This is a genomic window from Streptomyces sp. NPDC001292, from assembly GCF_042896465.1.
In the GTDB taxonomy this organism is placed as follows: domain Bacteria; phylum Actinomycetota; class Actinomycetes; order Streptomycetales; family Streptomycetaceae; genus Streptomyces.
The window spans coordinates 1-5,705 of the sequence record NZ_JBIAXG010000057.1 but is presented as its reverse complement, the minus strand read 5'-3'; the positions used below and the strand labels follow the sequence as shown (position 1 = coordinate 5,705).

Below are 5,705 nucleotides of genomic sequence, written 5' to 3'. Positions count from 1 at the left end.
CCCCGCGCCGCCATCTCGGACGCGCTCACCGCACCCCCGTGCCCGTTCTCGTACGCCAGCGAGATCAGCAACCCCACCCGCCGTGCCAGCTCCAGCACCCGCACCGCCCGCGGCGGATACCCCGGCGCCAGAACCTCCCGGCCCCGCTCGGCCCGCGCCCGGTACGCGTCGATCGCCGCCTCGGCCACCGGCCCAGACCCGGCCACGTCCAGCCGCGACAGCACCGTAGTCGCCTCCCGCAGCGCCTCCGTCAGCTCCCGCTCGGCCTCGCCCAGCGACGGCACGTCGGCCGGCGGCGCCTCCCGCACGGGCAGCACGTGCCACAGCACCTCCGCGTGCACATCGCCCTCCGGCCCGGCCTCGCGCACCTCGGGCACCAGCCCGAAGGCGGCTCCGTGGCAGAGCACCGCCTCCCCGGCATCCAGCGCCCGCGCGTTGAACTCCGGCGGCCCGCTCAGCCCCAGCGGATGCCCCGGCGCGGGCAGCGCCACCCGCAGCGCGCCCACCCCGAGCCTCCGCAGCCGCCCCAGCGCCAGCGTGAGCCCGACCGGCCCCGACTCCCCGGGCAGCCCCTCCACCCGGTGGACGGCGTCGTCCCCGACGATGGCGTGCACGGCGTCGTCCGGTGAGACGTATCCGGACAAAAGGGAGTTTCCCCAAGCGGCGAGGCGCCCAGAGCGCGGTTCCGAGAGCATGCCTCCACCCTAAGGACCGGACCGATGGAACGGGCCGCCCGGCTCGTGGCGTAGATTCGGTGAGGGCTGCGCCCACCGGCGCGGCGGACCCAGCCACAGGCGTACGCGACAGCCGAGACCGGCGGCACACTGCAAGGGGAGACAACGCGCTCATGAGCGATGTTCTGGAGCTTCAGGACGTATCCGTGGTCCGTGAGGGCCGGGCTCTCGTGGACCAGGTCTCCTGGTCGGTCAAGGAGGGTGAGCGCTGGGTCATCCTCGGCCCCAACGGCGCCGGCAAGACCACCCTGCTCAACGTCGCCTCCACCTACCTCTTCCCCAGCAGCGGCACCGCCACCGTCCTGGGCGAGACCCTCGGCAAGCCCGGCACCGACGTCTTCGAGCTGCGCCCCCGCGTCGGCATGGCCGGCATCGCCCTCGCCGAGAAGCTCCCCAAGCGCCAGACCGTGCTCCAGACCGTGCTGACCGCCGCCTACGGCATGACCGCCGGCTGGCAGGAGGAGTACGAGGACGTCGACGAGCAGCGCGCCCGCGCCTTCCTCGACCGCCTCGGCATGAGCGACTACCTGGACCGCAGGTTCGGCACCCTCTCCGAGGGCGAGCGCAAGCGCACCCTCATTGCCCGCGCCCTGATGACCGACCCCGAGCTGCTCCTGCTCGACGAGCCCGCCGCCGGTCTCGACCTCGGCGGCCGCGAGGACCTGGTCCGCCGCCTCGGCCGGCTCGCCCGGGACCCGATCGCCCCTTCGATGATCATGGTCACCCACCATGTCGAGGAGATCGCCCCCGGCTTCACCCACGTCCTGATGATCCGCCAGGGAAAGGTCCTCGCCGCCGGCCCGCTGGAGCTCGAACTCACCTCCCGCAACCTCTCCCTGTGCTTCGGCCTCCCGCTCGTCGTCGAACAGGCCGGTGACCGCTGGACCGCCCAGGGCCTGCCGCTGTCCTGAACCCCACTGCGCGCCCTGTCCGCCGTCACCGCCCGCGGCCTAACATGACCATGTGAACAACATCGACGCATGGGTGTGGTGGCTGGTCGGCGCGGCGGCGCTCGGAATCCCGCTCGTGGTGACCGCGATGCCGGAGTTCGGCATGTTCGCGGTGGGCGCGGTCGCCGCCGCGGTGGCAGCGGGCTTCGGCTTCGGCGTCGTCGTCCAGGTGCTCACCTTCGTCGTCGTCTCGGTCGCCCTCATCGCCGTCGTCCGGCCCATCGCGGCCCGGCCCGGCAAGCAGCGTCCCGAACTGGCCACGGGGGTGGACGCGTTGAAGGGCAAGCAGGCCGTCGTCCTGGAACGCGTCGATGGCTCAGGCGGCCGTATCAAGCTCGCCGGGGAGATCTGGTCGGCCCGCGCGCTCGACACCGACCACGTCTACGAAGCCGGCGAACAGGTCGACGTCGTGGACATCGAGGGCGCCACCGCCGTCGTCATGTGACCTCGCACCAAAGGCAACAACGCAAGTGGACGGAACAGGCCACGAGTTGGGCAACGGTCTGTCAGACTCGACCAGCAAGATCTTCGACAACCGCAAGATCTTCCGAAAGAGCCGAGGCGGAGAAGGGTACGGGCAGCAACGATGGCACCGGTCATCATCGTTCTGATCATCCTGGTGGTGTTGGTCTTCATCGCCCTGATCAAGACGATCCAGGTCATCCCACAGGCGAGCGCCGCCATCGTCGAGCGCTTCGGCCGCTACACACGGACGCTGAACGCGGGCCTCAACATCGTCGTCCCGTTCATCGACACCATCCGCAACCGCATCGACCTGCGCGAACAGGTCGTGCCGTTCCCGCCGCAGCCGGTGATCACCCAGGACAACCTGGTCGTGAACATCGACACCGTCATCTACTACCAGGTGACCGACGCCCGGGCCGCCACCTACGAGGTCGCCAGCTACATCCAGGCCATCGAGCAGCTCACGGTCACCACCCTGCGCAACATCATCGGCGGCATGGACCTGGAGCGCACCCTGACCTCCCGCGAGGAGATCAACGCGGCCCTGCGCGGCGTCCTCGACGAGGCCACCGGCAAGTGGGGCATCCGCGTCAACCGCGTCGAGCTCAAGGCCATCGAACCGCCCACCTCCATCCAGGACTCGATGGAGAAGCAGATGCGCGCCGACCGCGACAAGCGCGCCGCGATCCTCCAGGCCGAAGGTGTCCGGCAGTCCGAAATCCTGCGCGCCGAGGGCGAGAAGCAGTCCCAGATCCTGCGCGCCGAGGGTGAGGCCAAGGCCGCCGCCCTGCGCGCCGAGGGTGAGGCCCAGGCCATCCGCACGGTCTTCGAGTCCATCCACGCCGGAGACCCCGACCAGAAGCTGCTCTCCTACCAGTACCTCCAGATGCTCCCGAAGATCGCCGAGGGCGACGCCAACAAGCTCTGGATCGTGCCCAGCGAGATCGGCGACGCCCTCAAGGGCCTGACCGGAGCCATCGGCAACTTCGGCTCCCTGGGCGGCGCTCCGGGCGGCGGCAACGCCCCCGCGGCCACCGAGCGCCGAGAGAAGCCGTCCATCGACTGACCCGCCCAGTCCGCCACGGCAGTGGGGCCCGCCTTCGTCGCGAAGGCGGGCCCCACTGCCGTGGAACTAGGCTGCCGACCCGGCCAGCCAGGCGGGAAGCGCCTCGAACTCCTCCTGCCCCAGCGCCAGAAGCATCGCGTCCGCGGGAGTCGGCTCGAACGGCTCCCGCAGCAGCGGCATCCCCGCCTGCTCCGGAGTGCGGTCCGCCTTGCGGTGGTTGTCCTCCGCGCACGAGGCCACCGTGTTCAGCCAGGTGTCCTGCCCGCCCCGCGACCGCGGCACCACGTGGTCCACCGTCGTCGCGCGCCGCCCGCAGTACGCGCACCGGTGCCGGTCCCGTACCAGCACACCGCGCCTCGACCACGGAGCCTGTCTTCGGAACGGCACCCTCACATACCGGCACAGCCGTATCACCCGGGGCGCGGGGATGTCGACCTCGGCACCACGCAGCCGCAGCTCCGGATGGGCCTGCTCGACCACGGCCTTCGACTGGAGCACCAACACGACCGCTCGCTTCAGCGTCACCGTCGACAGTGGCTCGAAGCTCGCGTTCAGCACCAGCGTGTCCCGCATCCCAGCCCACCTCCAAAGAGCGCCGGCCCACCCCCTGGCGGGCTGGATCAACTCTGGCCGGGCGCGCCGGGATGGACAACGCAATAAAAATGCCCGCCTCCGGCCACGTCCAAGACCAGAAGCGGGCAAACGTTCAGTGAACGGCGGTCTGCGCGCCGCGCGGCTCAGCCCTCGGCGGGATTCTCGTACTCACCGATCAGCTGGGCGCGCGCCAGCGTATGGAAGCGCAGGTTGAAGCCCACCACCGCGGGCGAGGCGTCCGAGTCCGGACCGAGCTTGTCCTGGTCCACGGCGTACACCGTGAACACGTACCGGTGCGGTCCGTCCCCGGGCGGCGGCGCGGCACCGCCGAAGTCCTTCGTGCCGTAGTCGTTGCGCGCGTGCACGGCGCCCTCGGGAAGCCCATCGAACGCGCCGCCGCCCGCACCCGCCGGCAGCTCCGTCACCGAGGCCGGGATGTCGAACAGCACCCAGTGCCAGAACCCGCTGCCCGTCGGGGCGTCCGGGTCGTAGCAGGTCACGGCGAAACTCTGGGTCTCCGGGGGGAAACCCGCCCAGCGCAGCTGCGGGGAGGTGTTCCCGCCCGCATGGACCTGAGCGTCCCCGAGCGTCTCGCCCTCCCGGACGTCGTCGCTCGTGACCGTGAAGGACGGCACGGGCGGATGGAAGTCGTGGGGGAGCGGCCGCCGCTTGAGCTCGGTCACCTCGGTACCTCCTGATCGGTTCCTGGATGATTCCTGATCAATGATTCCTGATCAACGGAATCGCAGTGCCCGAGCCTAGAACCAGACGAGCCCGATGCCGGCCCCGGCCATCCGCCGGTAGCGCACGCCACCCTGAGCACCCACCCGTCTGGACTACGCTCGTGAGCCGTGATCGCGCCCACGGACCGTACGCCGCTGCCCAGAGAGTTCTTCGACCGCCCCGTCGTGGAGGTCGCTCCCGATCTGCTGGGTCGCGTCCTGGTGCGTACGACCCCCGACGGCCCGATCGCCCTGCGGCTGACGGAGGTCGAGGCCTACGACGGTCCGAACGACCCCGGCTCCCACGCCTACCGCGGCCGCACGGCCCGCAACAGCGTGATGTTCGGTCCCCCCGGCCACGTATACGTGTACTTCACCTATGGCATGTGGCACTGCATGAACCTGGTGTGCGGACCGGAGGGCAGGGCGAGCGGAGTCCTGCTCCGCGCCGGAGAGATCGTCGAGGGCGCCGAGCTGGCCCGCGCCCGCCGCCTCCCGGCCCGCAACGACAAGGAACTGGCCAAAGGCCCGGCCCGTCTGGCCATGGCCCTGGACGTGGACCGAACCCTCGACGGCACCGACGCCTGCGCCGCCGGCGACACCCCCCTACGGATGCTGACCGGTACGCCCGTCCCCTCCGACCAGGTACGCAGCGGCCCGCGCACCGGAGTGGCCGGCGAGGGCGGCAACGGCGACGTCCACCCGTGGCGCTTCTGGGTCGCCGACGACCCGACGGTCAGCCCGTACCGGGCCCATGTGCCGAGGCACCGTCGAAGCTGACGCGGAAGTTGACTCGCTCGCGGAAGGTGCGTAACGTAGCCCAAGCCGCTGAACCGGGTACGGCGATCGCCTGCAGCCGGAGCGGCCAACCCACTACCTACCGAGAACCCCTTCAGCGGGGTCGTCTTCGGTGCGCCCGCGTACCCGAATTCGAACTCGCAGGACTCGATTATGAGTCGCCGGGGAAATCGGCTAGCGTAGTGAATGTCGAAAGGGCCGACGGACGGAAGTCCGAAAGCTCAGGACAAACCCCGCTGACTGGGGGTCAGGTCGAGAAAAAGATCTGATAGAGTCGGAAACACCGAAGGGAAGCGCCCGGAGGAAAGCCCGAGAGGGTGAGTACGAAGGAAGCGTCCGTTCCTTGAGAACTCAACAGCGTGCCAAAAGTCAACGC

Annotated in this window: 7 protein-coding genes; 4 read left to right on the top strand and 3 right to left on the bottom strand. The window is 70.2% G+C overall.

Going from position 1 to position 5,705, the window contains the following annotated elements:
* Positions 1–695 (bottom strand): hypothetical protein (locus ACFY4A_RS37030; RefSeq protein ID WP_390833704.1); only part of this gene is annotated, 695 nt, incomplete at its 3' end.
* Between the two features lie 152 nt (positions 696–847).
* Here ACFY4A_RS37030 and ACFY4A_RS37025 point away from each other — a divergent pair.
* From ACFY4A_RS37025 to ACFY4A_RS37015, 3 genes are all read left to right on the top strand, one after another.
* Positions 848–1,645 carry an ABC transporter ATP-binding protein gene (locus tag ACFY4A_RS37025; RefSeq protein WP_390833703.1) on the top strand — a complete coding sequence of 266 codons (798 nt, stop codon included), beginning with the start codon at positions 848–850 and terminating at the stop codon, positions 1,643–1,645.
* A gap of 52 nt (positions 1,646–1,697) precedes the next feature.
* Complete coding sequence (locus ACFY4A_RS37020) at positions 1,698–2,129, top strand: NfeD family protein (protein ID WP_390833702.1); 432 nt, start codon at positions 1,698–1,700, stop codon at positions 2,127–2,129.
* Between the two features lie 141 nt (positions 2,130–2,270).
* On the top strand, positions 2,271–3,215 hold the full coding sequence (locus ACFY4A_RS37015) for an SPFH domain-containing protein (RefSeq protein ID WP_390833701.1): 945 nt from the start codon (positions 2,271–2,273) through the stop codon (positions 3,213–3,215).
* 66 nt (positions 3,216–3,281) lie between these two features.
* Here the strand turns inward: ACFY4A_RS37015 and ACFY4A_RS37010 are convergent, their stop codons facing one another.
* Together ACFY4A_RS37010 and ACFY4A_RS37005 are read right to left on the bottom strand one after the other, a co-directional pair.
* Positions 3,282–3,788: an HNH endonuclease gene (locus ACFY4A_RS37010; protein ID WP_390833700.1), complete on the bottom strand. Its 507-nt coding sequence runs from the start codon at positions 3,786–3,788 to the stop codon at positions 3,282–3,284.
* Between the two features lie 164 nt (positions 3,789–3,952).
* On the bottom strand, positions 3,953–4,492 hold the full coding sequence (locus ACFY4A_RS37005; RefSeq protein WP_390833699.1) for a YbhB/YbcL family Raf kinase inhibitor-like protein: 540 nt from the start codon (positions 4,490–4,492) through the stop codon (positions 3,953–3,955).
* A 168-nt stretch (positions 4,493–4,660) separates the two neighbouring features.
* Between ACFY4A_RS37005 and ACFY4A_RS37000 the strand changes: the two genes are divergently transcribed.
* On the top strand, positions 4,661–5,311 hold the full coding sequence (locus tag ACFY4A_RS37000) for a DNA-3-methyladenine glycosylase (protein WP_390833698.1): 651 nt from the start codon (positions 4,661–4,663) through the stop codon (positions 5,309–5,311).
* Positions 5,312–5,705 lie beyond the last annotated feature (394 nt).

Coding starts and splice junctions, on each gene's coding strand:
- ACFY4A_RS37025 (WP_390833703.1), top strand. CDS start 848: ATGAGCGATGTTCTGGAGCTTCAGGACGTATCCGTGGTCCGTGAGGGC.
- ACFY4A_RS37015 (WP_390833701.1), top strand. CDS start 2,271: ATGGCACCGGTCATCATCGTTCTGATCATCCTGGTGGTGTTGGTCTTC.
- ACFY4A_RS37010 (WP_390833700.1), bottom strand. CDS start 3,788: ATGCGGGACACGCTGGTGCTGAACGCGAGCTTCGAGCCACTGTCGACG.